Source organism: Marivita sp. NO-S04, assembly GCF_059070475.1.
Genome location: NZ_CM180980.1, coordinates 3,757,133 through 3,783,120, shown reverse-complemented (window position 1 = coordinate 3,783,120; position 25,988 = coordinate 3,757,133). Strand labels below are relative to the sequence as shown.

Annotated in this window: 29 protein-coding genes; 8 read left to right on the top strand and 21 right to left on the bottom strand. The window is 57.6% G+C overall.

Features of this window, described 5'->3' with window-relative positions; translation table 11 throughout:
- Positions 1–2: 2 nt before the first annotated feature.
- The 11 genes from pufM to ACK3EW_RS19110 all read right to left on the bottom strand — a co-directional run bounded on the left by pufM (position 3) and on the right by ACK3EW_RS19110 (position 9,816).
- Complete coding sequence (pufM, locus tag ACK3EW_RS19160; protein ID WP_085627473.1) at positions 3–986, bottom strand: photosynthetic reaction center subunit M; 984 nt, start codon at positions 984–986, stop codon at positions 3–5.
- 2 nt (positions 987–988) lie between these two features.
- Positions 989–1,828 (bottom strand): photosynthetic reaction center subunit L, encoded by an 840-nt coding sequence (gene pufL / locus ACK3EW_RS19155; RefSeq protein ID WP_085627474.1) that lies wholly within the window; start codon positions 1,826–1,828, stop codon positions 989–991.
- A 133-nt stretch (positions 1,829–1,961) separates the two neighbouring features.
- Positions 1,962–2,117 (bottom strand): light-harvesting antenna LH1, alpha subunit, encoded by a 156-nt coding sequence (gene pufA / locus ACK3EW_RS19150; protein WP_085627475.1) that lies wholly within the window; start codon positions 2,115–2,117, stop codon positions 1,962–1,964.
- Positions 2,118–2,132: 15 nt separating this feature from the next.
- The gene (pufB, locus tag ACK3EW_RS19145; protein WP_072778079.1) at positions 2,133–2,282 is read right to left on the bottom strand and encodes a light-harvesting antenna LH1, beta subunit; all 150 of its coding nucleotides are present in this window, start codon (positions 2,280–2,282) and stop codon (positions 2,133–2,135) included.
- Between the two features lie 120 nt (positions 2,283–2,402).
- On the bottom strand, positions 2,403–2,630 hold the full coding sequence (gene pufQ / locus ACK3EW_RS19140; protein ID WP_439119852.1) for a cytochrome PufQ: 228 nt from the start codon (positions 2,628–2,630) through the stop codon (positions 2,403–2,405).
- Positions 2,627–4,093, bottom strand: a complete 1,467-nt coding sequence (gene bchZ / locus ACK3EW_RS19135; RefSeq protein WP_493807424.1) for a chlorophyllide a reductase subunit Z — start codon at positions 4,091–4,093, stop codon at positions 2,627–2,629. The genes pufQ and bchZ overlap by 4 nt, the downstream gene beginning before the upstream one ends.
- Positions 4,087–5,661, bottom strand: coding sequence for a chlorophyllide a reductase subunit Y (bchY, locus tag ACK3EW_RS19130; RefSeq protein ID WP_493807423.1), 1,575 nt, complete (start codon positions 5,659–5,661; stop codon positions 4,087–4,089). Before bchY ends, bchZ begins: the two co-directional genes overlap by 7 nt.
- Before the next feature lie 45 nt (positions 5,662–5,706).
- Positions 5,707–6,711, bottom strand: coding sequence for a chlorophyllide a reductase iron protein subunit X (locus tag ACK3EW_RS19125; RefSeq protein WP_085627479.1), 1,005 nt, complete (start codon positions 6,709–6,711; stop codon positions 5,707–5,709).
- On the bottom strand, positions 6,711–7,649 hold the full coding sequence (bchC, locus tag ACK3EW_RS19120) for a chlorophyll synthesis pathway protein BchC (RefSeq protein ID WP_493807422.1): 939 nt from the start codon (positions 7,647–7,649) through the stop codon (positions 6,711–6,713). The genes ACK3EW_RS19125 and bchC overlap by 1 nt, the downstream gene beginning before the upstream one ends.
- Positions 7,650–7,796: 147 nt before the next feature.
- Positions 7,797–8,873: a methyltransferase gene (locus ACK3EW_RS19115; protein WP_493807421.1), complete on the bottom strand. Its 1,077-nt coding sequence runs from the start codon at positions 8,871–8,873 to the stop codon at positions 7,797–7,799.
- A 67-nt stretch (positions 8,874–8,940) separates the two neighbouring features.
- Positions 8,941–9,816 (bottom strand): polyprenyl synthetase family protein, encoded by an 876-nt coding sequence (locus ACK3EW_RS19110; RefSeq protein ID WP_493807420.1) that lies wholly within the window; start codon positions 9,814–9,816, stop codon positions 8,941–8,943.
- Between the two features lie 72 nt (positions 9,817–9,888).
- On the opposite strand from ACK3EW_RS19110, the gene crtD reads away from it, so the two are divergent.
- On the top strand, positions 9,889–11,481 hold the full coding sequence (gene crtD, locus ACK3EW_RS19105; RefSeq protein ID WP_493807419.1) for a 1-hydroxycarotenoid 3,4-desaturase CrtD: 1,593 nt from the start codon (positions 9,889–9,891) through the stop codon (positions 11,479–11,481).
- Positions 11,436–12,308 (top strand): carotenoid 1,2-hydratase, encoded by an 873-nt coding sequence (gene crtC, locus ACK3EW_RS19100; RefSeq protein ID WP_493809761.1) that lies wholly within the window; start codon positions 11,436–11,438, stop codon positions 12,306–12,308. The genes crtD and crtC overlap by 46 nt, the downstream gene beginning before the upstream one ends.
- Here crtC and tspO read toward each other — a convergent pair.
- Genes tspO through ACK3EW_RS19085 form a run of 3 tightly spaced genes read right to left on the bottom strand, consistent with a single transcriptional unit; the run spans position 12,305 to position 15,380 of the window.
- Positions 12,305–12,787, bottom strand: a complete 483-nt coding sequence (gene tspO / locus ACK3EW_RS19095; RefSeq protein ID WP_439119858.1) for a tryptophan-rich sensory protein TspO — start codon at positions 12,785–12,787, stop codon at positions 12,305–12,307. The two genes, crtC and tspO, sit on opposite strands and share 4 nt — an antisense overlap.
- Positions 12,788–12,792: 5 nt before the next feature.
- Positions 12,793–13,833 (bottom strand): 15-cis-phytoene synthase, encoded by a 1,041-nt coding sequence (gene crtB, locus ACK3EW_RS19090; RefSeq protein WP_493807418.1) that lies wholly within the window; start codon positions 13,831–13,833, stop codon positions 12,793–12,795.
- Positions 13,830–15,380, bottom strand: a complete 1,551-nt coding sequence (locus ACK3EW_RS19085) for a phytoene desaturase (protein WP_439119881.1) — start codon at positions 15,378–15,380, stop codon at positions 13,830–13,832. Before ACK3EW_RS19085 ends, crtB begins: the two co-directional genes overlap by 4 nt.
- Positions 15,381–15,503: 123 nt before the next feature.
- On the opposite strand from ACK3EW_RS19085, the gene crtA reads away from it, so the two are divergent.
- Genes crtA through bchO form a run of 4 tightly spaced genes read left to right on the top strand, consistent with a single transcriptional unit; the run spans position 15,504 to position 19,756 of the window.
- Positions 15,504–16,211 (top strand): spheroidene monooxygenase, encoded by a 708-nt coding sequence (crtA, locus tag ACK3EW_RS19080; RefSeq protein ID WP_493807417.1) that lies wholly within the window; start codon positions 15,504–15,506, stop codon positions 16,209–16,211.
- Positions 16,208–17,212, top strand: a complete 1,005-nt coding sequence (gene bchI, locus ACK3EW_RS19075; RefSeq protein ID WP_493807416.1) for a magnesium chelatase ATPase subunit I — start codon at positions 16,208–16,210, stop codon at positions 17,210–17,212. The genes crtA and bchI overlap by 4 nt, the downstream gene beginning before the upstream one ends.
- Complete coding sequence (locus ACK3EW_RS19070; protein ID WP_493807415.1) at positions 17,209–18,897, top strand: magnesium chelatase subunit D; 1,689 nt, start codon at positions 17,209–17,211, stop codon at positions 18,895–18,897. The genes bchI and ACK3EW_RS19070 overlap by 4 nt, the downstream gene beginning before the upstream one ends.
- Complete coding sequence (gene bchO / locus ACK3EW_RS19065; protein ID WP_493807414.1) at positions 18,887–19,756, top strand: alpha/beta fold hydrolase BchO; 870 nt, start codon at positions 18,887–18,889, stop codon at positions 19,754–19,756. The genes ACK3EW_RS19070 and bchO overlap by 11 nt, the downstream gene beginning before the upstream one ends.
- On the opposite strand, the gene ACK3EW_RS19060 is transcribed toward bchO, so the two are convergent.
- Genes ACK3EW_RS19060 through ACK3EW_RS19050 form a run of 3 tightly spaced genes read right to left on the bottom strand, consistent with a single transcriptional unit; the run spans position 19,729 to position 22,012 of the window.
- Entirely contained in the window at positions 19,729–20,313 is a 585-nt protein-coding gene (locus ACK3EW_RS19060; RefSeq protein ID WP_493807413.1) for a Smr/MutS family protein, read from the bottom strand. The two genes, bchO and ACK3EW_RS19060, sit on opposite strands and share 28 nt — an antisense overlap.
- A complete protein-coding gene (mltA, locus tag ACK3EW_RS19055) occupies positions 20,310–21,353 on the bottom strand; it encodes a murein transglycosylase A (protein ID WP_493807412.1) in 1,044 nt (347 codons plus the stop codon). The genes ACK3EW_RS19060 and mltA overlap by 4 nt, the downstream gene beginning before the upstream one ends.
- Positions 21,350–22,012 (bottom strand): Tim44/TimA family putative adaptor protein, encoded by a 663-nt coding sequence (locus ACK3EW_RS19050; RefSeq protein ID WP_493807411.1) that lies wholly within the window; start codon positions 22,010–22,012, stop codon positions 21,350–21,352. The genes mltA and ACK3EW_RS19050 overlap by 4 nt, the downstream gene beginning before the upstream one ends.
- 104 nt (positions 22,013–22,116) lie before the next feature.
- Between ACK3EW_RS19050 and ACK3EW_RS19045 the strand changes: the two genes are divergently transcribed.
- A complete protein-coding gene (locus ACK3EW_RS19045; RefSeq protein ID WP_493807410.1) occupies positions 22,117–22,611 on the top strand; it encodes an FxsA family protein in 495 nt (164 codons plus the stop codon).
- Positions 22,612–22,677: 66 nt separating this feature from the next.
- Positions 22,678–23,184 carry a protein-export chaperone SecB gene (gene secB / locus ACK3EW_RS19040; protein WP_493807409.1) on the top strand — a complete coding sequence of 169 codons (507 nt, stop codon included), beginning with the start codon at positions 22,678–22,680 and terminating at the stop codon, positions 23,182–23,184.
- Between the two features lie 3 nt (positions 23,185–23,187).
- On the opposite strand, the gene dnaQ is transcribed toward secB, so the two are convergent.
- The 4 genes from dnaQ to ACK3EW_RS19020 are packed head-to-tail and all read right to left on the bottom strand — an operon-like array spanning position 23,188 to position 25,889.
- Positions 23,188–23,877 carry a DNA polymerase III subunit epsilon gene (gene dnaQ / locus ACK3EW_RS19035; protein ID WP_493807408.1) on the bottom strand — a complete coding sequence of 230 codons (690 nt, stop codon included), beginning with the start codon at positions 23,875–23,877 and terminating at the stop codon, positions 23,188–23,190.
- Complete coding sequence (gene coaE, locus ACK3EW_RS19030; protein WP_493807407.1) at positions 23,870–24,463, bottom strand: dephospho-CoA kinase; 594 nt, start codon at positions 24,461–24,463, stop codon at positions 23,870–23,872. Before coaE ends, dnaQ begins: the two co-directional genes overlap by 8 nt.
- Positions 24,460–25,293, bottom strand: a complete 834-nt coding sequence (locus tag ACK3EW_RS19025) for a shikimate dehydrogenase (protein ID WP_493807406.1) — start codon at positions 25,291–25,293, stop codon at positions 24,460–24,462. Before ACK3EW_RS19025 ends, coaE begins: the two co-directional genes overlap by 4 nt.
- On the bottom strand, positions 25,290–25,889 hold the full coding sequence (locus ACK3EW_RS19020) for a Maf family protein (protein WP_493807405.1): 600 nt from the start codon (positions 25,887–25,889) through the stop codon (positions 25,290–25,292). Before ACK3EW_RS19020 ends, ACK3EW_RS19025 begins: the two co-directional genes overlap by 4 nt.
- Between the last annotated feature and the right edge of the window lie 99 nt (positions 25,890–25,988).

The window sequence follows — 25,988 nt, the reverse complement described above, 5'->3', positions numbered from 1 at the left end:
GATCAGTTCTCCTGTCCAATAAAGGTCTCATAGGAACCGTATGCTTCGTACCCGTAAGAGCCGTCATACATCGGAGCGAAGTGATGCTCCTGTGCCCAGATGAACCAGTTGTCCACCACGGTGCCGGTCAAAAGGATGCCAATGCCACCGGTGATCGGGGTCAGGACCGCGAACCACCACGCCCAGCGGTGAATACCTTCCATCGTGGCGTTGAAGCCCATGGTCCAGCGCCAGAACAAAGCGGCACGTTCGGTGGCAGTACCCCGGTCGACGATCTGTTCCAATTCACGGTCACCGCCGTAACGGGTCACCGCCAGAATGGTCGCGCCGTGCATCGCAAAGAGCAGGACAGAGCCATAGAGGAACACGATCGAAAGTGCGTGGAACGGATTGTAGTAGAGGTTGCCGTAGCGGATCGAGAAGGCCGTGGTCCAGTCAAGGTGCGGGAAGATCCCGTAAGGCACCGCTTCTGACCAGGATCCCATCAGGATCGGACGGAAGAGACCTAGGACAAGGAACAACCAGATGGCAGAACCGAACGCCCAGAAGACGTGTTTTCCCATCTTGTGTTCCATTGCGAGCAGATAGGTTCGTGCCCACCAGCTCATCACCGAGATCAGCAAGAAGAAGCTTGCGATGATGTACCAACCGCCTTCGTTGAGCGGTGGCATGCGCAACCCGTATTCTGGGCTTGGCGGCTCGAGTGCAAGCCAGAAAAGTTGCCGGATGAACTCGGGGACAGACCAGCCAACTTGCGCCAGCATGTTCAGGCCGATGATGTTCAGCGCAAGGATACCTGTCGCCAGCGACACCATCCCTGTCCAACCCAGCCAAACAGGGCCAAGCTGTGCGTTACCGATCCAACCGATCAAGGTGGAAAAGCCGGCTTTTCGTGTGCGTTCGAACTCGGCGTTTTCGGTTGCCATGCCCCATTCAGGTTTCCCCTGAACTTGGACCTGTGTGAAAATGTTTTGATACTCAGCCATGATTACATCCCCACATTGGCGCCCCAGATGGGCAGTTCGAGCCACCAGTTCCACCACTCAGGCCAGCCCTTTGTCCAAACGGGGCCAGAGATGATGATACAGATCGCAGACCAGAACCCGGCATTCAGCGCCAACAGAAGACCAACACGGTGGATACCCAAAGTGCCGACCGAATAGCCGATGAAATCGCGGAAGAACGTGTCTTCGTGATCCGGGGTTCGCATTTCTTCACCCTTTTCAGGGTTGGCTGCCGACAGGATCAGACCGCCATGCAACGCGAGCGCCAGGGTTGTGGTGAAGAAGAACGTCACCGCAAGCATGTGGGCCGGGTTGTAATGGAAGTGCAGGTAGGCATAGCCCGTGTTCGACACCCAATCGAGGTGGCTGAAGATCCCGTATGGAAAGCCGTGGCCCCATGCGCCCATCAGAAGAGGGCGGAATACAACAAGCGTCACATAAGCGAAAATCGCAACGCTGAAGGCAAAGGGAACATGGTACCCGATACCCAGCTTGCGGCATATTTCGACTTCGCGGAGCGCCCAACTGCTGAAGGCACCAACCGCGCAGATCGTGATGATCTGCCAAAGTCCGCCTTCCATCAGGGGGGCCATGCCCAGACCGTAGCTTAGGTCGGGCGGCGCAATGTTGATGAGCCATGGATTGAATGTGCCTTGATCAGCCGCTCCCCACAAAATGAGGATCGTGCCAAGCAGAGCGAAAAAGGCGGTCGTGACTCCGAAGAAGCCAACGTAGAAAGGCCCAACCCAGAAGTCGAACAGATCGCCGCCGATCAGCGTCCCTCCGCGGACGCGGTACTTTTTTTCGAAGCTGAGCAGCGCCATCTTCTTTATCTCCGCGTTTGCCGGCGCATCCCTCGAAGAGACTCAGCCGTCATGTTTAAGTTTGGTTTTGCCGCGGGCGGGGCGATGGTCTGCCGCCCGCAGCGATATTGTTAGCTCTTCCGAGCTGACTGGCTTACATGCCAGCGGCTGCTGCGGTTTCGAACCAGTTGATGCCGTTGGACAGCACCACGAGGTGAATCATTGCAGCCAGCAGGAAGAGGAAGACACCCTGCGCGACAAACACGCGACGGGGATCAAAGATGAGCCAGATCTTGTAGAACTTTGCCATTATATTGATCCTTCCTTAGAACCAGGGGCGCCAGATGAAGGTTGCCAGGTGTGCAACCACTGCAACCGCCGAGAACAGCCAAAGGCCGCTCATGTAGACGGAATGCAGCTCCTGGGCCTGCTCGTCAGTAAGACCTGTGAATGACAGGTCGGTATTATCAGCCATGAACTTTCCTCCGGAATGTTATGCTGACGCCGCACTCCCTGCGGCCGGGTCCCTTGGAGCCAAAGCTCCGCAGGTCCTGTCCACCCCGCCGGGTGGCCAGTCTTGGATTCTCGACCTTGTTCAGGCCGAGAAAATGAGGGGCGTGATCCGATCCGCTTCACACCATGCGCGCGCCAGTGGGCCACGCATGTTGAGCGTCTGTTTCTGGAATACTTCGAGCATCCAGATCACCGTTGCGAACGGGATCGCGACGATGAAGATGATGCTGAAATAAACCAGGAACTCGGTTCCGCGTTTTGTGTGACCGTGCTTGTGCGAGCGCGTGTCAGAAGAGGTGAAATCCGTCATGTGGTCGGTCCTCCTTGGGAATTTGCAAGAGCTTGAACCGTCTCGACGACGACACGTTCAGCGCCTTGTTTGAGTGCTGCGGCCTCTGCGGCGTCGCGCAGGTTCTTGGCGGCAGAAATTCGGGTCAGTACGGGGTGCTGCGATACGATCCGGTCCAGTTCGGACTGGGCATCGGCATCCCATGGGAAATCTCGGCGCAGCGGTGTCAGTGTCGAATCCGCTTTGTCCATCTCGCTGCCCAAAGGCAGGATGTGGAAGAGCGCATCGAACAGACCGTTGCAGACTTCCTGAAGCAGATAGGTCGCGCCCGCGTAGCCCATCATCGGTGTCCCGGTATGCCTGCGGATCGCAGCCCCCGGGAAACTGGCCGGCATGAATGTTGGCTGCGGGCCATGCCCTGCCTTCATTTCGGCAAGGTACATCTTTTCGTTGATCGACCCCATCAGAACGAGCGGCTTCTTGTTGTGCACAAGCGACCGCACTTCTTCGTTGTTGGTCTTTGACCCGGCAACACGGGCGACAGCAAAGGCGCATGGAAGACCCAAGTCGCCCTCAAGATAGTTGCGGATTCCGCGGGCATAGGTTTCGTTCGCCACGATCCCGAAGGATGCGGTGGCAAAAAAATCCTGCGTGACAGAGCGCCACAAATCCCAAATCGGCTTCAGCGTCGAATGCTTTTCCTGTTCGATGAACGGTTCCGGATCGAGGCCCAGCATTTCGCCCAGCTTGCGCAGGAACTTCGTGGTCGAATCCATCCCGATCGGTGCTTGCAGATACGGCTTGCCCAGACACTCACACAGGCCGCGACCAAACTCGCGGTACATGCAGATATTCACGTCTGCGTTCACGAGATTCCGCATCTCGGCCAAATGAGCACCCAGCGGCATCACCATGTTGACCTCGGCCCCCATGCCTTCGACCAGTCGACGGATTTCTGCGAGGTCCGAAGGCATGTTGAACGTGCCGTACATGGGGCCAAGAATGTTCACGCGCGGCTTGGCGCCCTCTTCGCGCTTCTTTTCCGGCGGCATCCGACCCTTGGTCATGCCGAACTCGGTAAAGATCCACGTCATTGCACGATCCGCACTTTCCCACTGATCCTCATCAATGGTGCGCGGCAGAAACCGTTGCAGGTTTGTGCCCATAGGAGTCACGCCACCGCCGATCATTTCGGCAATGGAACCTGTAACAACAACCGCCGGCAGAGCTGGATCGAGCACACCCCAGGCGCGTTTCATCGCCCCCTCGGTCCCCTCTCGACCCAGCTCCTCCTCACCGAGGCCAGTAACCACGATAGGGAGTTCGTGCGGCGGAAGCGCATCTGTGTAGTGAAGTACGGATGTGACTGGCAGGTTTTCGCAGCCGACCGGACCGTCGATAACCACCTGCAATCCTTTAACGGCGGTAAAGGCATAAACAGCGCCCCAATAGCCACCTGCGCGATCGTGATCTTGGATCAGCATTTCACACCCCCATTCGCTGCGACGCGGGCCTTTTCGGCGCGTTCGAGCTTTTTGAGGTTTTGCGCACGGTAGTCGGGTCGCAGGTTCGGGGATTTCTCCCAAACTCCAGCAGTGTCACCTGTTCCAACACCTTCAAAGAAGGCTTTCATGTCGTCCATACGGGACTTACCCGCGATGGCGGCATTGATCACTTCGGCAAGCGAGCCTGCTCCAGCCGGACCCATCAAAGGGCGGGCGGAAATCAGATTGGTGTAGTAGAGACCGGGAATACCCATCTCTTTGGCCTTTTGCACAACCGGCGTCGTGCCAATGGCCAGATCAGGCTTCACCGCTTCCATCGCGGCACAATCATCTTCAAGCGACGCGCGATAGGTGACCTTGATGCCCTTGCTTTCCAACCATTCGCGGTCAGGTTCGGACCATTTCGTGCGCGGGCAGGCCGTGCCGACGTAGCGCAGATCAGCGCCGCTCTCGACCAACAGACGCGCAACGAGAAGTTCAGAGCCTTCGTAGCCCGACAGTGTGATTGTGCCTTTGATCGGTGTTGCAGCAAGCGCACCTTTGATCGCCGGGAGGAACGCGTTTTGGGCAGCTGCAATTTGACCAGCGGGAATGTTGTAGGCATCACCGATGCCCGCCAACCAAGCTGCTGTGCCATCGTGGCCTACCGGGGCAGAGCCAACGATCTTGCGGCCAGCCGCTTCGAATTCACGGATCGCCGCAGTGTAGAACGGATGAATCGCCGCAACGACACCACAATCCAACGCGGCATAAAGCTCGCGCCATTCACGGCAGGGTACAACCGGACCAGCAGCAAGACCCATCGGGGCAAGCATAGCGCCAATCATCATCGGGTCGGCAGGAAACATCTCTCCCAAAAGCGCGACGGTCGGTCGATCCGATTTGCCGCCAGCGGGTGCTTGAACCGGGCCTGCCTTGATCTCTTGCCGGGCATAATTGAGCATTGCGCCAGCAAGCACATCTTTCGCCTCGGCATGGGTTGGAATGCCAAAACCAGGAACGTCGATTCCAACGATACGGACACCGTTGATCTCTTTCGGAAGCAGGCGGAGCGGAACGCCCGACGCTGTCGGCACACACAGGTTGGTCACGACGATGGCATCGAACCGCTCGGGATCAGCCATTTCGTGCACGCTTTCTCGGATGTCTTCATAAAGCTTACCGGTCACCAGCGTTTCCGAATTGAACGGAACATACCCGACCGACCGACGCGCACCGTAGAAGTGCGACACGAACGTCAAACCATAAACGCAGCAGGCCGACCCGGACAAAACCGTGGCCACGCGTTTCATCCGCAACCCGACGCGCAACGACCCAAAGGCGGGACACATGCTTTGCGGTTGGTCGTGCGGACCTTTCGGATAGTCCTTGGCGAACTGATCCAGCATCTCGGAATTGCCGGCAAGACGCGCCGCCTTTTCCATCTCAGAACCAGAGTGACACCCAAGCCCATCCGCCAGCACAGGCGCATCGGGGGCGTCGATCCGTGGTTCACCACGGATCACTTCAACCTCTGCCGTCTCGTCGTATGTTGCTTCGTTCGTCACGTGTTCTTCTTCTTTCGTTCCCAAGGGCGTTCCGGGGGCTAACCGTCACGCTTCGTCGTAAATCACTTCCAAGGATTCCTGCGGCGCAGCGTTCTTGCCGCGCATGTCCAAGTCGGTCGCCGGTACAAGCGTGTAGCCTGCGCCGGTTTCAGACCCATCGAACAGTTCGAGCAGACCGTCTTGCGTCAGCGGCGCAGGTCGCACGGGCGGCGCCTCACCCACATTCACGCCCAGCTCAGCAAACAGCGCACCCCATTGGGACTGGTCTGTGCCAACGATCTGGTAGTTTGCAGATTTCTTGCGAAGGTCGTCGTCCTGTGGGATCGAGGCCAGAACCGGGATTTTGACCGCTTCAGCAAAGGCCTGTGCCTCGCCCGAGCCGTCATCCTTGTTGATGACCAGACCGGCCACGCCCACATTACCACCAAGACGGCGGAAGTATTCGACGGCGGAACAGACGTTGTTCGCCACGTAAAGCGACTGAAGATCGTTTGACGCAACAAGGATCACCTTCTGCGCCATGTCGCGGGCGATCGGCAAACCAAAGCCGCCACAGACCACGTCACCCAGGAAGTCGAGCAAGACGTAGTCGAAATCCCAATCGTGAAAGCCGAGCTTTTCAAGCAACTCGAACCCGTGGATGATGCCGCGACCACCGCAGCCACGACCCACTTCCGGGCCGCCAAGCTCCATCGCGAAGACACCGCCACGCTTAAAGCAGACGTCGCCGATTTTCACTTCTTCCCCAGCCAGTTTCTTTTTGGTCGAGGTTTCGATGATCGTCGGGCAGGCCTTGCCGCCAAACAACAAGCTGGTCGTGTCAGATTTCGGGTCACAGCCGATCAGCAGAACGCGCTTACCTTGCTCGGCCATCATGTGGCTTAGGTTTGCCAGCGTGAAGGATTTACCGATCCCGCCTTTGCCGTAGATCGCAATGATCTGGGTCTTGGACGTTGGCTCTGCATGCGGCACTTCGAGCGTATGCTCTTCGTTCGCCTCGTCACGCAGCCGCTGGTCGAAGTCCTTCAGGTTTGGAACTTCATCTTTCATTACTGCGTCTCCCAATTGAGAATCATTTTCAGGCAGGTCGGATCTTCGAATGCCTTGCGATAGGCAGTCGGCGCATCCGTTGCTGCCGCTTGATGTGTGATTAGGCCGTCGAGGCTGAGCGCGCCGTTCTCGACCAGCGTGCGGGTCGCGGCGAGATCATCACGCGCCCATTCGGCGGCAACACGGAACCGAGCCTCTTTCATGAAGGCAGGGGGGAAGGCGAATTGCAGCGGTTGGGTGTAAAAGCCAGCCAACACGATTTCGCCACCTTTGGCGATACGTCCAACCAGATCGTTCAACAGGCCACCGTTGCCACTCGCGTCATAGATCGAGCGATAATTGCGGCGGTCGTCGGTATCCGGGTGAATAACTTCGTAGCCATCAGCGCCGGACATGCGGTCCGCGTCGATTTCCCAAACTGTCGGCGCGGGCGCGCCAGCGGCAATGGTCAACCGGGCAAGCAGACGACCCAAAACACCATGACCGACAATCAGATCGGGAACCGCTTTGTCCAACCCAGCCATGGCGTGCCGTGCGGTCGCCGCGAGCGCAAGCAACGCACCCTGAGCTCCCAGACCGGGGTCAATGCGCGTAACGCGGTCCTGCGCTGTAACCAGACGTCGGGTGGCGCCACCGAACAGGCCGAAGATCCCATCATAGCAGTTGGCGCCAGGAACAAAGACATGGTCACCGACCTTGTAACCGGTGTTCGAACCCGCCTCTACAACCTCACCTGAGGCTTCGTAGCCGGGGATCAACGGATACCCCATCCCGGGAAAAGGAGGCATGTCACCCGTCCAGAACAGTTTTTCTGTGCCAGTCGATATTCCCGAATGCGCGATATCGACGACGAGATCGTCAGGTCCGGGATCAGTGAGCTGAACAGTCTCCAGCGCAAGAGTTTTTGGTGCATTCAGCACGACGGCGTTTGTTTGCATCCCAACCTCCTGCGGTTTCGTGGTCTCAGAGCTAAAGAATCGACCTCGGAATCTCTTGCATGTCTCTTCGTAGTGTCAGTTTATTCTTACACACTCATCTGTCAACTATAATAGACACTTTGTCTTGTAAACTTAGTATCCACGCCTTCAGGACGATTTCTTCGCCATCAAGGTTGTCGTGACAAACGGACGACGCACGGGATATGTTTTCACTGAATAAAACCCTGCAGACGTGCACATCTCAGCGATGCGCGCAGCACTGCGGACAGTTCCTGTATTCATCGCCAGGCAGTAAAAACTGAAATAGACATCGCCCGCGATCTCGGGCTTTGCGCCACCGGACATTGGCTCTGAGATCAACAGGCTTCCCCGTTCGGGCAAACTGTCAAAAACCTTGGACAACAAGGCTTCGACCGTCTGGTCCTCGTGATCATAAAGAACGCGGATCAACGAAATCGTATCTGCCTTTTCCGGCAAGGCGTCGTCTCGGAATGACCCGGGCACAAACCGCAACCGATCCTGCGCCTTGGACTTCTGCATCAAGGCCACAGCTTGTGTTTCGACTGCCGGCAGATCGAAGACGGTTGCTTGCAGATTTGGATGTTTCAAGGCAGCCGACTCGGCAAACACGCCGTAACCACCGCCAACATCCAGCAGATGTCGCGTCTGTTTAAGGTCGGCCACGGAAAGGGTATCTGCTGCCACGATCTGCTGCGATCGGGCCATGAGATCTGAGTATCGGTTTGCCGTGTCCATGTCAGTCGCATGTGCTGCGCCGAAGACATAAGGCCAGAATGCAGAGAGTTCGGTGTCAACTTCGTCGCGCAACAGAGCGACCGGGTCGTTCAAATCCCGATAGAAAGCAGAATGGTGGCGGATCATGTCATCCAGGCCGGGAACCCCCACCATCGCGGCACCCAACCGGGCAAGACGATAGCGCCCGGTGCGATCGCGTTTCGTGAGTTTCATCGCAGAGGCAGCCATCATAAGGCGCTCCATGCGATCACTGCGCATTCCGCAGGTCTGGGCAAGCATCTCTGCAGACAGTGGCCCATCCATCAGGCGGTGCATGACCCGAAGCTCGACAAGCGCAAACAGCACCTGAGATTTCACGAACCCCTGAACCAAATCAAACAGCTCTGCGCCATCCTTTGCAGCGGTGCGCCTTGTCAGGGGGAACGCCGAGGCCCACCGTTGAAAACCGGGTCTAGCGATCAAACGCATCAAGCGTGTGCGGAAACCCGGTTTTGACGGAAGGCCAATGTGCGGACTGTCTGAAGCAAGCGTCATTCTATCCCACTCTGACGGAACGGGCCTGGGGAACGGGTGTCAGGCGCTCGGCCTGCATCCGGACCATTTCAGCCAATTGCGCTTCTCCCGGGCACGAGGGGATAGATGAAATCGCGCCGCTCAGAATATCCCGCAGTCGCGATTGAGCGCCATCGACACCCAAAACCGTCACCGCATTGGGGCGACCATGGAGATCGTCCTGACCAACCGGCTTGCCCAGCGTTTCGCAATCATAAAGCGCATCGCGCAAGTCGTCAGCCACTTGGAACGCTTCTCCAATACGAGCACCAAGTTCAAACCACGGCTCTTCGTCCTGACCGGCAGCAATGGCGCCCATCTGGGTTGCGGCGATGAACAAAGCACCAGTTTTGGATTTGTGATAAGCGGACAGGTCGATCTTGGGTTCACTTTCCCAGCCCTGCCCAGCGCAAATCCCAAACGGCATACCTGACTGCCGCGTCAGAACTCGAATGAGTTTGATCGCCCGGTCAGCATTGTGTTCTGCGGAACGCGCAAGGATTTCAAATGCCAGAATAATCAACGAATCGCCGGTAAGCACCGCCAAAGGTTCGGAATAGGCCCGGTGGACAGTCGATTTGCCGCGGCGAATATCTGCGTTGTCGAAGCAAGGCAGATCATCATGCACAAGGCTCGCGCAATGGATCAATTCCAACGCGGCAGCGGCGGCGTCGGCCATCTTGGGCGAATCGTCTCCGCAAGCCATCGCAACAGACATAAGGATCGTTGGCCGGATACGCGCGCCGCCCGGCGTACAGGCATAATGCAACGCTTCCGAAAGCTTGGCAGGTGGGGTTCCACCCTGTCCGATGCGAATTGCTGCCTCAACTGCAGAATTTATCCGGGTATGAAGTCCCATCGAACGCTCCTAAACAATGTGTTGTCATCTTGATCTGACACACTAGTGTAAACCATACTGGACACTTGGCAAATGCGAGTCAACAATTCGATGATGAAAAAGCCACGACACAGTTCTGGACGCGTCATCGTGATTGGTGCGGGCATCGGGGGGTTGGCGACCGCCCTGCCCCTTGTGCACCGCGGATTCGATGTCACTGTCCTTGAACGTCAATCGGTGCCCGGCGGGAAAATGCGTCAGGTAAACGGTGTTGATGCCGGACCAACCGTTCTAACAATGCTCAAAGTGTTCGAGTCGATGTTCGAAGATGCGGGCGAAACGCTCGCCGATCATGTCACCTTGATCCCACAAGACACTCTTGCACGCCATTGGTGGCCTGACAGCGATCCGCTCGATCTATTCCAAGACCGCGAGAAAAGCGCCAACGCAATTGGCGATTTTGCTGGACCCAAGGCAAAGGCCGAATTTCTTGCCTTTGCCCAACGCGCCGCGCGGCTGTTTGACGGCTTCAGCGATCCGATGATGCAACATGCCGAACCATCACTCGTGGGGCTCACCACACATGTGATGAAATACCCTGCGTTGATCCGTGATATGGGTGTCGGTCAGACACTCAAACGACTACTCGCAACCTCCTTCACAGATCCACGCCTGCGTCAGCTTTTTGGCAGATACGCAACCTATGTCGGAGGGTCGCCGGATCGGTCGCCCGCTCTGCTGGCGCTGATATGGGAGGCGGAAGCCCGTGGCGTATGGTGCGTCAAAGGTGGAATGAGTGCGCTTGCAAAAGCAATTGCCTCCTTGATCGAAGCCAAAGGTGGCACAATCCGCACCAACGCTACCGTGAAAAAGATCAACACCGCGTTTGGCGGCGTGTCTGGCGTTACGCTCACATCAGGCGAAACGGTCTATGCCGACCAGATCGTCTTCAACGGAGATCCCCGAGCCCTTGCGCTGGGTCTGCTGGGCGAGGCCACAAAGCCTGTTGCATCAATTACCACCAAACGCGCGCGCAGTCATTCCGCCAATGTCTGGAGCTTTGCAGCAAAACCATCAGACCTGCCTTTGGTGCACCATAACGTCTTTTTCAGCGATCCCACAAAAAACGAATTCGCCGAGATCGAGCGCGGGTTCATCCCGTCCGATCCCACATTGTACCTTTGCGCCGAAGATCGGGGGCAAGGCACGCCACACCCCGAAACAGAGCGTTTCGAGATCATAATGAATACACCGCCGCTGACCCAGCGCGCGGCCCAGCCCGAGGATTACGAGATATGTCACACACGGACGTTCCCAACTCTTCGCCGCTTTGGTCTGAGCTTCTCACCGGAACCGGGACCGGACGCCCTGACGACGGCGAAGAGCTTCGACGCGCTCTTCCCCGGCAGCGCCGGTTCGCTTTACGGGCAGACCCCGCACGGGATGACTTCCGGTTTGGAACGTCCGACGGCGCGAACGCAGATCAAGGGTCTCTACCTGGCGGGCGGCGGGACGCATCCGGGGGCGGGCGTCCCGATGGCGGCGCTCTCCGGCAGGCACGCGGCCGCGGCGATTGTGACGGACCGAACTTCAATCTCAAGGTCCCGGAAAACGGTTACGCGTGGTGGTACGTCGATGGGATCAGCGGTGACGGAAAACGTGCCGTATCGGTCATTGGATTCATAGGGTCGGTCTTTTCGCCTTGGTATCGCTGGTCCGGACGCAAGAACCCTGAAGACCATGTCTGCATCAACGTCGCGACCTATGGCGCCGGTGGCCGGTTTACCATGACAGACCGTGGGACACCTGCTTTGCGCCAAACCGCCGACACATTCACTGTTGGTCCGTCGTCAATGCGCTGGGTGAATGGCCAATTGGTGATCGACATCAATGAAATTTCCGGCCCACCATTGGTCAGTCGCGTGCGCGGTACGATCAAAGTCACGCCCAGCGCCATCACATCGGTCGAGCTGCCGTTGACCGAGGATGGCGCGCATGTCTGGCGGCCCTTTGGCCCGGTCTCGGACATTTCCGTCGATCTTGAAGCGCCCGGCTGGCAATGGGACGGTCACGGTTACTTTGACGCCAACTTCGGAACACGTGCGCTTGAGGATGACTTTTCCTACTGGACCTGGGGAAGGTATCCGGCAGCAGGCGGAAGCACTTGTTTTTATGATGCTACACGGCTCGATGGGTCTGAACTGGGGTCGGGCTTTCATTTCGACCCAGATGGGACAGCGACCGAAATTGACCTCCCCCCACAGCTTGAATTCAAACGCTCGCTTTGGGCAGTCCGACGAGAAACACGTGGCGACTATGGTTTTCGCCCACGTCAGGTGATGAATATGTTGGACGCTCCGTTCTATTCCCGCTCAATGGTCGAAACGCGGCTGAACGGAGAAAAGACTGTTGGCGTTCACGAGGCGCTTGACCTGACCCGCTTCCGATCGCCACTGCTCAAACCAATGCTGGCGGTCCGCGTTCCAAGACGCCGCAACTGGTCGTTCAATTAACTGACGACGGGGGCGCGTTTCTTGGCTTCGTCAGGGTTCAAACGCCATACACTCAGGTTCAACGCACCAGCAATGGTCACCCAGAGCAAGTAAGGCATGAACAACAAACCCGCGATCAGATCAACCTGGATAAGTGCATAGATCGTCGCCGCAACAGACATCCACAGAGCGATCAAGACAAACATCCCCAACTTGATCCGCTTCAAGCCAAAGAAAACCGGGGTCCAAAGACCGTTCAACGCGATCTGCAATGACCAAAGCGCCATTGCCACAGCATTGTCCGGACTCATCGCAGCGCGCGCTCCTGCAGCAGACATACACAGGTAAAGCGTGGTCCACGCGACAGGAAACAGCCAATCCGGCGGAGTCCATGAAGGCTTGTTTAAATTCCGATACCAAGGCCCCGGCGGGAACAAACCGCCAGTTGCACCCGCCGCAAAGCAGGCCAATAGGAAAATGCCGAACAATAGCCAAAACATAAGGATCAGGTAAGCCGACCGTGCAAACCATTCAAGGCTTCACGTTGCTCTCGCTCGCGTTGCGCGACCTGGGAAAGTGCCTCGAACACAGCATCCGACCGAGACCTGCGAGTATCTTCGTGACTAGCTGCCTGGACCAGAAACTCGGTTTCGGGCAGACTGCGCGCATACAAAACAGCGGATTTCGGCATCACGACAGTCAGGGCAGCCTTCATCGCAGACACGGAAACCCAACCCAATTTCTGTCCTTTTGACGTATGCGCCCGCGACGAAATGGAATCGTATCCGCTCCGCTGAACCTGCCCGCCGATCCCCGCATAGATGAACCGCGCGGCATAGATGCCGGTGCGCGACGACATGGGCAATGCCGCAATGCCTGCTTCGGATCGCATGTAAAGGCGGTTCGCCTGCATCACGAGCCTGCGGGTCATCTGTCGAATGGCCTTGGTCGGCTTCGGGTTGGCAAGGAACCGATCTGGGCTCAGCCCTGCTTCATCTAACCATTCGAGGGGAAGATAAATACGTCCCTCCAATGCGTCTTCGCCAATGTCGCGAGAGATGTTCGTCAACTGCATCGCGACACCAAGATCGCAGGCACGCGCCAATGCGTTCGGGTCCCGCACGCGCATCAGAACGCACATCATCGCGCCAACGGCAGATGCGACTCGCGCCGAATAGTCAAAGAGTTCCGACAGGGTCTCATAGCGACGGCCCATCGCATCCCACGCCAGACCTTCAAGCAAAGCATCCGGCAAGGCACGCGGCATGTCGAACTCTTCGACCACGCGGGCAAACGCCCGATCCGCTGCAGCATTGTCAGGACGGCCGTCGTAAATCCGTTCCAGCCGGTCTTGCAGTCTTAGAACCGCAGCCGCTTTTTCCTGCTGAAGGTCAACCGCATCGTCGGCCAGCCGGCAGAATGCATAAAGCGCGAGCGACGGATCACGGACAGACGCAGGCAACAGCTTGGACGCCGCATGGAACGACAGTGACCCATGCCGGATCGCCTCGCGGCAGGCTTCCATATCGCTTTCGTAACAGCTCATCCGCGCACCAACGCTGGATCAGGCACAAGCTGCGCCAGAACCTCGGCCGAGGAAATAACTCCGGGCAATCCCGCACCGGGATGCGTACCAGCACCCGTCAGGAACAAACCCTTGAGTTCCTCGCTCACGTTATGAGGCCGGAACCAAGCACTTTGAAGGATTCGTGGTTCGATTGAGAACCCCGATCCGTAAGGCGTCAGATACCTGTCTTTGAAGGTTTCGGGTGTAAACACCTCGCTTGCCGTTACGCGGCTCGAGAACCCCGGCAAAAGCTGTTCTTCCAACGCCTTCGTCAGACGCACACGGTATTGGCGTTCAATATCTTTCCAATCCGCAGAATCCGCATGGCCCAGATGGGGCACGGGACTCAGAACGTAAAAGGTGTCGTCGCCTTCGGGTGCTGCACTTGGATCGGTTACCGTGGGACGGTGAACGTAGAGCGAGAAATCGTCAGAGACTTTGCCCTTCATGAAGATGTCACGCACCAGACCTTTGTAGCGCGGACCGTTCAAAATGGTGTGGTGCCCCACATCTTTCCACATGTCGCGGGTGCCCTTGGTGCCGAAATACCAGACATACAGCCCCATCGACCAACGGCGCGATTTCAGCTTTTTCGGCGTCCACCGTTTACGCGGCTGATTTCGAAGTAGGCGATCATAGGTGTGTCCCGCATCGGCGTTCGACACGACGATATCAGCCGTGAGCATATCCCCAGAGGCAAGCTTGACCCCCCGCGCCTGACCGTTCTTGACGAGGATCTCGTCTACCTCGGTCTCCATGCGCAGCGTGCCACCCTGTTCGCCAATGATCTTGGCCATGTTCTCGGCAATCGCGGCAACACCACCCATTGCATAGTGCACCCCGAATTCCTTTTCGAGATGCGACACAAGGATATACATTGAGGTCACGTTGAACGGATCGCCGCCAATGAACAGCGGATGAAAAGACAGGGCCATCCGCAACCGCTCATCTTTTACGCGTTTGGCGGCATGGGCGTAAACTGACCGGTCCGCGCGCAGCATCGCAAAACGCGGCAAGACGCGAATCAGATCGCCCAATTTATGCATGGAACGACGGCCCAGATCCTCGAACCCGAACCAGTACCGCTCTTCACTGTCGCGCAAGAATTTATCGTACCCGGCAACATCGCCCGGCGACAAGCGACGCACTTCTTCGCGCATCGCTTCGGTGTCCTGACGAGCGGTAAATTTGGACCCATCGGGCCACCGGATTTCATAGAAAGGATCAAGCGGCCTCAGATCGACCTCTTGGTGGAAGTCTTTACCGCAGACCGCCCATAACTCTTTGAAAACCTGAGGCACGGTCACAATCGTTGGCCCCAAGTCGAACCGGTGTCCATCTTTCCAGATGCACGACCCGCGCCCACCCGGAACATCCAGTTTGTCGATCACGGTCACGCGGTAACCCAGCGCACCCAATCGCATGGCCGAAGCAAGACCACCTAGCCCGGCACCGATCACGACGGCATGGGCCGAAGTCAGCTTGTCGGAATGTGCCGCAAGGGCCGTATCAAGTTTTGTCATCATCATTCCATGATATACTGTCAACTTTACTTTACAATATTTTGCCGCTGGGGTGCGTCAAATTATTTAATATCTTCCCTGTCTGATGATAATATGTCAGACTTAGTTGACACTATGGGAACCGAAATGCAGACCGTGAGCCTGAGCTTTTACCGCTTTGCCACACCGCTCTCGCGGATGTGGGCGCTGACAATGATGGGCGCAGCGCGCCTATCTCTGCCGCGAATCGACGGTCTTCAGTTCTGGAAGCTCTGCGGTTCGGGCACAGGTGAAGGCTTCACGCCGATTCCCAACACCTCGGTCTACGCAATCTTGACAGTCTGGTCTGACCTCGACCGGGCAAAGCAGGCCGTTACGCAGGAATCCATCTTTCATCGCTATAGAGCGAAGGCATCGGAACACTGGACGCTGTTCTTGACCCCCTATTCGGCTCGGGGCGCGTGGTCAGGCCAATCCCCATTTATCGAAGAAAGCCCGGCACAAACCGGGCCGATCGCGGCCCTGACCCGAGCCACCGTTCGACCTGTCGTCGCTGCGCAGTTCTGGAAACACGTGCCTGACATCAGTGGCGTCATCGGCAGAGATCAAAACGTCCTGTTCAAGATTGGCATCGGAGAGGTTCCGCTCTTCCAGCAAATCACCTTTTCCATCTGGCCCGATTCCCAATCTATGGCCGCATTCGCCCGCAACAACGGCCCCCACGCGGAGGCCATCCGTGCCGTGCGTGACGGCAATTGGTTCCGCGAAGAACTTTATGCCCGGTTCCGGGTTGCCGACGAGATCGGCAGCTGGGAAGGCCAATCCCCCCGCATTCTCAAGGATATCGCCGCATGAGACATCAGTTCCCCTTTTCCGCCATCGTCGGCCAGGACCAGATGAAGCTCGCCATGGTTCTCACCGCAATCGATCCGGGCATCGGTGGCGTTCTGGTCTTTGGCGATCGGGGCACCGGTAAGTCCACCGCCGTTCGCGCGCTTGCCGCACTGCTGCCGCAGATCTCGAAACTCGAAGGCAGCGCAACAAACGCCGCCACCCTCGCCGAAATGCCTGACTGGGCGGACCCCGTATCCGGCAATATGATCGACGTGCCGACACCCGTGGTCGATCTGCCCCTTGGCACAACCGAAGACCGGCTGGTCGGCGCACTCGACATTGAACGCGCGCTCAGCCGCGGGGAAAAAGCTTTTGAGCCCGGCCTGCTGGCCAAGGCGAACCGCGGGTATCTGTATATCGACGAAGTGAACCTGCTCGAGGATCACCTTGTCGATTTGCTGCTCGACGTGGCGCAATCCGGCGAGAACGTCATCGAACGCGAAGGTCTTTCGATCCGTCATGACGCGCGCTTTGTGCTCGTCGGCTCTGGCAACCCAGAAGAAGGTGAACTGCGCCCGCAGCTTCTCGACCGGTTTGGTCTATCCGTGGAGGTTCGGTCCCCGAACGATATCGAGGAACGAGTCGAAGTGATCCGCCGCCGCGCCGCGTTTGACACCAATCCCGATGCCTTTGTCGAAAAATGGTCGGTTGAGGACACAAAAATCCGCGATGCGATCCTTGCGGCCCGCCACGCCCTCAAGACTGTCGATGCCCCCGACGACACGTTGCGCGATTGCGCTGGTCTGTGCGTTGCCATTGGGTCCGACGGGCTGCGCGGTGAACTGACATTGCTGCGCGCCGCCCGCGCCCTTGCCGCGTACAAAAGCAGCCCAAGTGTCACCCGCGAACACCTGCGCGCTGTGGCTTCCATGGCGCTCAGCCACCGGTTGCGCCGCGATCCGCTGGATGATGCCGGGTCCTCCACCCGCGTCGACCGCACGGTCGAGGAAGTCTTTGCATGAAAGAAGACCCAACTGCCGTAAACGTCCAAGGCCAATTGGCCCTGACGCTTCTGGCGGTCGATCCGGCCGGGTTGGGGGGACTGCACCTGCGCGCTCGCGCCGGACCGGTACGCGACATGTTCTGCGCTCCGATCAAGATGATCTTTCCAAAGGCGCGCCGCATTGCGCCCTCGATTTCTGATCTCCAGCTGTTTGGTGGCGTCGATATCGGCGAAACCCTGACACGCGGTCAGATCATCCGCGCCAAGGGCATTCTCGAAACGCCGACACCGCTGGTCTTTACCATGGCCGAACGCTGCGAACCCGGTCTGGCCGCAAGACTGGCGCAAGCTCTGGATTCCGACATCGGTCATGCCCTGATCTTGCTCGACGAAGGCGCTGAGGATGACGAGATCGCACCAACCACCCTGACCGAACGGCTTGCCTTCCGCGTTGATCTGGACGGAATGCGCCATGTCGATCTCGTGCACATGGTCATGGATGAGGCCGACGTCACCGCCGCACAGGCCCGCTTGACCGAAGTCAAAATTCCCGACGATGCAGCGACAGCACTGGCCGTGACCGCCATTCGCTTTGGCATCGACTCTCTGCGCGCGCCGTTGATCGCCTTGGCAGCCGCACGCGCAAATGCGGCTCTGAACAACCGGAAAACGGTCAATCAGGATGATCTCCAGATTGCCGTTCAACTGGTCTACGCCCACCGCGCCACGCAGATGCCGGTCGAAGACGAAGCGGAAGAGCAAGAGGACAATACCCAACCCGACGACACACCCGACACGCAAAGCCCGGACAAGGACGAATCTGACCTCAACCTGCCCGACGAATTGCTGATCGACGCGGTCAAAGCGGTTCTGCCATTTGACGTGCTTGCCATGCTCGAAGGGACTGGACGGATCAAGGCAGCGTCTGGCAGCAGCGGCGCGGGCCAGAAAAAGCGCGGCAATCGACGCGGGCGGCCATTGCCTTCGCGGGCAGGGCGGTTGGATGGCGGAAACCGGATTGATCTGGTTGCCACGCTGCGCGCCGCCGTGCCGTGGCAGACCATCCGCCGCAAGCAGAACCCAGACCGAACTGGCTTTCTGATCCGCCCGTCCGATATCAACGTGAAAGTGTTTCAAGAGGTGTCCGACCGTCTGGTGATCTTTGCCGTCGACGCATCGGGCTCTGCTGCCGTCGCCCGACTGTCCGAGGCGAAAGGCGCTGTCGAACTGATGTTGGCTGATGCCTATGCCCGACGTGATCACGTAGCGCTGATCTCATTCCGGGGCGAAAGCGCTGAGCTGATCCTGCCACCAACTCGGTCACTTGTGCAAACCAAACGGCGCTTGGCGGGCCTGCCCGGTGGCGGCGGCACACCGCTTGCCTCTGGTCTCAAGGCCGCCGCTGACCTCACCCAGCGCGTGCGCGCCCATGGGCTTTCCCCGTCCATTGCCGTCCTGACCGACGGTCGCGCGAATGTCCCGCTTCCGGGTAAGACCGGCCGCGCTGCCGCGAACGACGATGCACAGGCGATGGCCCGCCATGTGCGGTCGCTGAATATTCCCAGCGCGATGATCGACACATCCGTACGGCCACACCGCGACCTCCGTACGCTCTGCGACGTGATGAATGCGAAATACATCCCGCTGCCACGCGCCGATGCCAAGGGGTTGAGCCGCGCCATCGAAACCGCGCTTGGCGCGTGACATCATGGGTGCGGTTGAAACCCTGACGGCTTGGCCCCACGCGGAGCATTCGCGCTTTGTCGATGTGCGCCCGCATCGCTGGCATATTCAGGAAATGGGGCAGGGTAAAACCCTTCTCTTGCTGCACGGCGCCAGCGGATCGACCCACTCATGGCGTGACGTGATGACGGACCTTGCAAAGGATCACCACGTTGTCGCAATCGACCTGCCCGGTCATGGACAAACCAAGCTTGGATCGCGCCAAAGATCATCACTGGCGCTGATGGCGCAAGATGTTCAGGCGCTGATCGACCACGAAGGCTGGACCGTCACAGCGATCATCGCCCATTCCGCCGGGGCCGCCTTGGGCCTGCGTCTGTTGCAAGCGTCAGGCATCAAAGCGCCACTGGTCGCGGTCAACCCTGCACTGACACCGTTCAAAGGTATGGCCGGTCTGCTTTTCCCGATTGCCGCCCGTGTTGTCGCACTCAGCCCAATTATGGCCAAGATGCTCAAACGCAGGATGTCAGGACCGGGGCAGGTGGTCTCTCTATTGGAAACCACGGGGTCAAAGATCTCCCCCGAAGGTTTGAACCTCTATGCCAAGCTGTTTCGCAGTGACGCACACCTAGACGGAACCCTATTGATGATGGCGCAATGGAAGCTTGATGGGTTGGTGGCCGATCTGCCCAAGATCACCGTTCCCTGCACCTTTCTTGTCGGGGAAAACGACAAGGCGGTGCCGCCTTCTTCGGTCAAGGAAAGCGCAAAACGGATGCCGGACGCTACGGTTTTGACCTATCCCGGCTACGGCCATCTTCTGCATGAAGAGGCGCCCAGCCTTATCGCTGATCAGCTTCGCGCAGTTCTGCGCAAATAAACGTAATAAGCCCCACCACCACCGTGGCGAATATGCGCCTCTGACACATCCATAACAGCGGTGTTCAACGGGGCCATGCGCAGCCACATCGGCACCTGACGTTTCAGAACACCCCGCTGTCGGGGGATCGGATCGTGCGGATCGTCACGCTGCCCCTTGCCCGTGATCACCAGAACAAGACGAAATCCGCGCGAATAGGATGTGAGGATAAACCGCGTCAGCGCTGGGTGCGCTTGGTCGAGCGTCATGCCGTGCAGATCAATCCGCCCTTCGGGCGCTAGCCTTCCCCGACGCATCTTGCCGTAGGTCTTGGTATCCATGATCGGCTTGGGCTGAGAGGCAGTCTGCGGCTTGGATACTGAAGGACCAGCAATGTTCGCCTTTGCCCCGATCCCGAACGCTTTGGGCAAATCCATGATTTCTGGTTCTACCTTCGGCCGGACCGTCGGTTTTACGGGCTCAGCCGCACGGCGCAGCGCTTGGGGCAGGGGTGTCGCGGAATGCGTGACCTTCTGCCAAAGTTCTTTCTCCTCGGGGCGAAGCTTGCGCCGGCTCATTGGTACGCCTCGGGCAGGAATGCATATGCCCGCTGAATGGGCATCAGCACGACCATGCGCCCCGGATCTTTGATCCGCCCAGCCTGACGGCCTGCGTCATCGCCCGTGCCATAAAACACATCGGCCCTTTGTGCGCCTTTGATCGCAGAGCCGGTATCTTGCGCGATCATCAAACGGCGCAGAGGATCTGCACCCTCCTTTTCAATCCAGACAGGTGCGCCCAACGGCGTAAAGGCCGGATCGACCGCAATTGACCGAAGAGTCGTGATGGACCGGTTCATCGCACCCAACGGGCCTCGTTCTGCAGGAACTTGGCTGACTTCACGGAAGAAAACGTACGAGTCGTTGTGATAAAGCAGGTCTTCGCCTTCGGCAGGATTGCGCCGCACCCAGTTCTTGATGACATCCGCTGACACCTGATGCGGCTGGTAGACGCCGCGGCGTACCAGCTCTTGTCCGATGGACCTGTAGTTGTGCCCGTTTGCACCACCATACCCGACCCGTATCATGCGCCCATCCGGATAGCGCACGCGGCCGGAACCCTGAACTTGCAGGAAAAACAGCTCTACTGGGTCATCGACCCACGCAATCTCGAGTCCGCGCCCCTCCATCACACCACTGGTCAGAATATCCCGGCGACTGAGCCACGGGCGACGGTCATTCGCTTCAGATGGCATCTTGTAAATCGGGTGCCTATACCGCGCCGTTCGCACAGGCGAACCTGACAGTTCCGGTTCGAAATACCCGGTGAACAAGGGCTCTTTGCCGTCAGTAATCAGAATGGGGCGAAAGAAAAGCTCGAAAAACTGCCGCGCATCTGAGGCATCGAACGCGAGCGCACAGAGTGACGCCCAATCCGGTGCATCAAGATCTGCACAGGTGTTCTTGAACACGGCCAAGGCTGACGCATGATCATCGTCGGCCCAGCCGTTCAAATCCTCAAACCCAAGGATTGCGTATTGCGGATCCGGCTCATTGGGCACAACAGGTCCTGCCATCAGAACACCAAAGGTTATGGCTGCGCCCAGCCGTCGGATCATTCGCCCGTGGCGACAAGCTGCCAGTTTGGATCATCCACACCCATACGACGGGCATAGGTCCAAACGTCTTTTTGCCGCTTAACCTGGGTCGGCGACCCTTCAATGATCTCACCGGAACTGTCGCGAACCGTGGATGTCAGCTCACCGATATACTTGACTGTAATCTCGGCCATGGCGGTGTCGTCATCGAATGTCGCCTCCACGAGGCTCAATTCTCGAACACCAACAAACTCGGCTTCGATGGTCAAACCCTGTTCTTCACGTGCCTCAACACCCTCGGCAAAGGTTTCATATACATCTTCGGCCAAGAATGGTTTGATTTCGGCCAGATCACCCCGTTCAAATCCCATCAGGATCATCTCGTAGGCACCGCGCGCGCCGCCAAGAAAATCACCGACTCCGAAAGATGGCTCGGCTCGCTTCATTCGGGCCAGAGCATCTGCCGCATCGCTATCGGCATCAACGTGATCGATGATATCGTGATCCGGCCCGCCTTCGATCACTTCGAAGTCACGACGTGTCGATGAATGGGGTTCTTGCTGCCGGGGAAGCGGCTGCTTTTCGAAACCTTCCCGTGTGCCAAGAACGCTTTTCAATCGCAGGATCAAAAACACGGCAATGCCAGCAAGCACCAGAAGCTGTATCAGCGGAGAATTCATCAGGACCTCGCCCAGACCAAAGTGGAAACGTCGTTGTTGCATCCTTATGTAGGGGTTGGGTGGTGCATAGTCCACCGCACGCCCAGCGAAAGGAGTGCCCTGATATGTGGCTGTTTGTGGCTTTTTTGCTCGTTCCCCTGATCGAGATCGGTTTGTTCATACAAATTGGCGGTTGGATCGGGTTGTGGCCTACCTTGGGCATCGTTGTCCTGACGGCGATCCTCGGAACATATCTTGTCCGCTCCCAGGGCCTGATGGCGCTCGACAAACTGCGGGGATCATTCTCGCGACTCGAAGATCCGTCCGAGCCGTTGGCCCATGGCGCAATGATCCTTCTGGCTGGAGCGCTGCTTTTGACACCGGGGTTCTTCACGGATGCCGTAGGATTTGCCCTCTTGGCACCGCCGATCCGGTCGTCGCTGATCGCCTACATGCGCAAACACATCAAGGTTCAGCGCTTTGAAATGGGGCCGCAGCCTGATCCCTATGCACAAGACACCCGTCACAAGCCGAACGATACCGTCATTGATGGCGACTACCATGAGGTGTCAAACGCCAAAAAACCTACGCATCAAGGTTCTGGCTGGACGAAGCATTGAGGCCGACGTCTCCGGCTGCTAAGCAACGTCCAACTTTTGCAAATGCTCGATCCGAGGGAGAGACACATGGCTGATACGTCTGAAACCGCTGGCAATGGCGCCGCACCGCAACAAGCGCCTGTCAAAATGAACGTCCTTGCGCAATTCGTGCGCGACATGTCGTTCGAAAATATCCTTGCCCAGAAGGGCGTTCAGGGAGAAGTGCAGCCAGACGTTCAGCTTCAGGTCAATCTGGATGCCAAGAAACGTACAGCCGACAATCAATACGAAGTGATCCTCAAGCTCCAGGTCACATCCAAGGCCAAAGAAAGCGGCGACACGCTTTTCGTACTCGAGCTTGAATATGCAGGCGTATTCCAAGTTGAAAACGTACCGGATGATCAGTTGCATCCGTTCCTGTTGATCGAATGCCCGCGGATGCTCTTCCCGTTTGTACGCCGGATCGTCAGCGACGTCACACGTGACGGTGGATTCCCGCCACTGAACTTGGAGACAATTGATTTCCTTCAGCTTTATCGCACTGAACTTGCCCGTCGCGCCAGCGCACAGCAAGCTGAAACAGCGAACGCCTAAGCGTTACAGCCGCTTCCATAGGGCGGCATCCCCAAGCTTTTCGACAAAGGCGGCGTGAGCCGCCTTTTCGCTTTCAGAAAGACGCGGCGGCAACGGAGTAGGGCGCGGCTCGGGCCGCCACTCCGCTGCACCCTCTCCAGTCGCGGATTTGCCTTGCGACACGTTCAACGCGAAGTCGGGTTGTTTGCCCCCAATCAGCTCAAGGTAAACCTCTGCCAGAATTTCAGAGTCGAGCAATGCGCCGTGTAGTGTCCGTGACGAGTTATCGATCCCAAACCGACGGCATAATGCATCCAACGACGCGGGTGATCCGGGGAACTTGCGCCGGGCAATCATCAGCGTATCCACCGCCCGATCAAAGGGAATCGGCGCGCGTTTGACCCAAGACAGCTCTGCATTCAAAAATTTCATATCGAACGCAGCGTTGTGGATCACCAGCTTGGCGTCACCGATGAAATCGACAAACGCTTGCGCCACATTTGCAAAAACCGGCTTGTCGCGTAGGAAATCATCGCCCAGCCCGTGCACCTCAAATGCCTCTTGCGGCATTGCGCGTTCGGGATTGATGTATTGATGATAGGTCTTGCCTGTCGGCACGTGATTGAACAGCTCAACAGCCCCGATCTCGACAATCCGGTCGCCCTGTTCTGGCTCAAAGCCGGTTGTTTCTGTATCGAGAACAATCTCACGCATCGGTCATTCGTTTCCTGATCTGCTCCAACACATCGTGAACCTGCGCGCGTGCATGTTCAAGAGTATCGGTCTCGATCACGAAATCAGAGCGCGCACATTTCTCGTCATTTGGCATCTGTTTTGCCCGGATCGCCATGAATTGTTCACGTGTCATTGTTCCACGTTCCATGACCCGTTTTTCCTGCTCTTCAGGTGAAACAGTGACACATACAACGGTATCCATCTCGACCTCACCTCCTGTTTCGAACAGCAGGGGGATATCAAAGACAGTCACATCAGCATCGGCACTGGCAGCAAAGCGGGCGCGGTCTTCTTTGACCAGAGGGTGAACAATCCCTTCGATCATTTTCAACGCATCTGGACGGTCACCTATGATCGCCCGCAACGCGCCACGGTCCACCGCACCCCCAGAAATCGCATCCGGAAACAGCGACCCGACAGGGGGTACGGCCGCGCCGCCCTCAGCATAAAGACGGTGAACGGCTGCGTCAGCATCCCAAACGGCACATTCTTCTTCAGCGAACAGACGGGCTGTAGTGGATTTCCCCATCCCTATCGATCCCGTGAGGCCAAGTTTGAACATCAACGCAGAACCGCCGCCCGCACATCTTCGTCGACCACAGGTCGTTTACCAAACCAGCGCTCAAAGCCGGGAACCGCTTGGTGCAGTAACATCCCCAACCCATCAACAACGCGACATCCCCTGTCTTCGGCTGTTGCCAAAAGGCGCGTCCTCAGCGGTGTGTAGACAAGGTCGTTCACGATCGCTCCGGGCCGCAGCCCGTCCAGAGGCACACGCATCTCGGGCTTGCCGGTCATGCCCAAAGACGTCGTGTTCACCACCAGATCGGCATCCTCCAGCACGTTGCCCGCTTGCACCCATTCAATCACCTGGATGCGATTTCCAAAATCCTCGCGAAGTTTTTCCGCCCGGATCCGTGTCCGGTTTGTGAGCATGATCTTCGGAACACCAACATCCAACAGCGACGCCAAGACTGCGCGGCTTGCCCCACCGGCACCAAACACGACCGCGGGTCCCGATTTTGGGTTCCAATCCGGAATGGACTGTCGGATGTTTTCGATAAATCCATATCCGTCCGTGTTATCCGCATGGATGCGTCCATCTTGTCGGAAAATCAGAGTATTTGCTGCCCCGATGAGCGTCGCGCGATCAGTGATCAAATCCGCGATCTCCATCACCTTTTCCTTGTGGGGGATCGTTACATTGGCCCCAACAAACCCAAGATCTGCCAAGCGCGGCAAGAGATCGGGCAACTTATCAGGCTCGATGTCCATCGGTATATAATGCCCCTTTAGCCCGTACTTACGCAGCCAGTAGCCATGCACATTGGGGCTTTTTGAGTGGGCGATAGGATGGCCAATAACAGCGGCCAAAGGAATTTTACTGTCACTCATCCGTCAATCCGTCCGGTCAAAGTAAGGTGGTTCAGAAGCTCCAGTAACGGAAGTCCTAACACCGTGAAATAGTCGCCTTGCACCTGTGTGAACAGCCGCGAACCCTCTTCCTCGAGTTTATAGGCTCCAACAGAGTGCCGAATGCTGTCCCAGTTTCGGTCAACATAAGCCTCAAGATAGCTGTCCGAAAAATCGCGCATTCTGAGACGCACCACACCGACATGGCGCCATTTCGGCTCACCATCTTCATAGAGAACGGCCGCCGACATCAACATGTGCGACTTATTTCGCAATGCCCGAAGCTGATCCCGCGCTTCGTCCGGGGTTGATGGTTTGGCAAAAACAGTCTTATCACTGGCAAGCACCTGATCACATCCCAAGACAAGCCTACCGGGCATCTTGTCCGACACTTTGCGCGCCTTCATCTCGGCCAGAGTGTCTGCAATATCTCGCGGTGACGCCTCTTCAGCCTCCAAAGCCTGCCGGATCGCGTCTTCATCGATTCGAGCAACCTGAACTTCGAATCGAACTCCCGCGTTCCGCAGCAGATCGGCGCGAATCTGAGACCCGGAGGCAAGGACAAGATGAGGATTCATGTGGACAACTCTTGGAACAAGTTCTGTTTCTTTCTTGGAGTGTTTTGGGGAAATCTGACTACATCAGCAAGCATGTAGAAATCTCGGCAAGTTGTTCTT